2 protein-coding genes are annotated in these 1,538 nt (G+C 75.1%); one reads left to right on the top strand and one right to left on the bottom strand.

Going from position 1 to position 1,538, the window contains the following annotated elements; genetic code table 11:
* Window positions 1-108: 108 nt before the first annotated feature.
* A complete protein-coding gene (locus tag ACFV0O_RS05785; RefSeq protein ID WP_380336853.1) occupies window positions 109-1,065 on the bottom strand; it encodes an aldo/keto reductase in 957 nt (318 codons plus the stop codon).
* 154 nt (window positions 1,066-1,219) lie between these two features.
* Between ACFV0O_RS05785 and ACFV0O_RS05780 the strand changes: the two genes are divergently transcribed.
* Window positions 1,220-1,423: a hypothetical protein gene (locus ACFV0O_RS05780; RefSeq protein ID WP_360253789.1), complete on the top strand. Its 204-nt coding sequence runs from the start codon at window positions 1,220-1,222 to the stop codon at window positions 1,421-1,423.
* Window positions 1,424-1,538 lie beyond the last annotated feature (115 nt).

Below are 1,538 nucleotides of genomic sequence, written 5' to 3'. Positions count from 1 at the left end.
ACCCCCCCGGGGCCCCCCCCCCCCCCCCCCACCCCCCCCCCCACCCCCCCCCCCCCCCCCCGCCGCCCCCGGGGGGGGGGGGGGCCCGGTGGTGTCCGGTGACGGTGCTCAGGCGAGGGAGGCGGCGTCCAGGAGGGCGGTCTGCTCCGGGGTGAGCTGCAGCGTGGCGCCGGCCAGCAGCGGCGGGAGCTGCTCGACGGTGCGGGCGCTGGCGATCGGGGCGGCGACCGTCGGACGGGCGGCGAGCCAGGCCAGCGCGACGGTGGCGAGTTCGACGTCGTGGTCGGCGGCGACGCCGTCCAGCGCCTCCAGCACCTTGGGGCCGCGCGGCTCGGCGAGGTAGCGGGCGGCGCCCTCGGCCCGGGCGCTGTCCACGCCCGGCCCGCCCGGGCGGTACTTGCCGGTCAGGAAGCCGGAGGCGAGCGCGTAGTACGGCACGGTGGCCAGGCCGTGCTCGGCGACCACGTCGGCCAGCGGGCCCTCGAAGGTGTCGCGGGAGACCAGGTTGTAGTGCGGCTGGACGGCCACGTACTTCGCCAGGCCCTCGCGCTCGGCGAAGGCCAGCGCCTCGGTCAGCCGACCGGCGCCGATATTGGAGGCGGCGACGGCGCGCACCTTGCCCTCGCGGACCAGCTCGTCCAGGGCCGTGACGAACTCCTCGACCGGCGTGTCGTCGTCCCGGTGGGTGTAGTACAGGTCGATCCGCTCGACGCCCAGGCGGCGCAGCGAGGCCTCGGCCGAGGCCTTGATGTTGGCGGCGCCGAGGCCGCTCGCGTCGGGGTGCATGCCGACCTTGGTGGCGATCACGACGTCGTCGCGGTTGCCGCGGCTGCGCAGCCAGTGGCCGAGGACGGTCTCGGACTCGCCGCCGGTGTTGCCCGGGGCCCAGGCCGAGTAGACGTCGGCGGTGTCGACGAAGTTGCCGCCGGCGGCGGTGTAGGCGTCCAGGACCGCGAAGGACTGCTGCTCGTCGGCCGTCCAGCCGAAGACGTTGCCGCCGAGGGAGAGCGGGAAGACGGACAGGTCGGAGGTGCCGAGGCGCACCCGGCTGTGGGTTCCGGTCATGATCGCAGTCAACCCGATCCCGTGGTGGGGCATTCCGGCCGCCGCCGGGTGTTCACGAGCCCGTCGCACCACCGTCGCACGTCGGGGTGGGGCGTCGGCCGGGAAGGGGGTCCGGGCTGTGCCTGAGGTGGGCCGATTCGTTAGAGTCCCTGCCATGGCTGACAACGACTACGACCCCGCCGGCAGCACTCAGATGTTCCGGGCGTTCGTCGACGAGACCCCGGCACGCCAGGAGCCGGGCAACGTTTCCACCTACGGCCGCAGCAGCGGCGGCGGCAGCCGGACCGGCGTGGTCACGCTGATCGCCGTCGTCGCGGTGGCCGTCCTCGGTGCCGTCATCTGGCTGGCGGTCAAGTGACCTTCGCGGGGGGGGGCCGCCGGGCGGGGCCCCCCCGCGCCCCCGGTGGAAAACACAACACCGCGGGGGCGCCGCGGGCTGGGGGGGGGGGTTATTGTGAGACATCAGTAACACC

It is taken from the genome of Kitasatospora sp. NPDC059577, assembly GCF_042735475.1.
Classification (GTDB): domain Bacteria; phylum Actinomycetota; class Actinomycetes; order Streptomycetales; family Streptomycetaceae; genus Kitasatospora.
The sequence above is the reverse complement of the archived record's forward strand: the minus strand, read 5'-3'. Positions and strand labels throughout refer to the sequence as shown.

Excerpts from the sequence above, each read along its gene's own strand:
- ACFV0O_RS05780 (WP_360253789.1), top strand. The coding sequence starts at position 1,220 with ATGGCTGACAACGACTACGACCCCGCCGGCAGCACTCAGATGTTCCGG.
- ACFV0O_RS05785 (WP_380336853.1), bottom strand. The coding sequence starts at position 1,065 with ATGACCGGAACCCACAGCCGGGTGCGCCTCGGCACCTCCGACCTGTCC.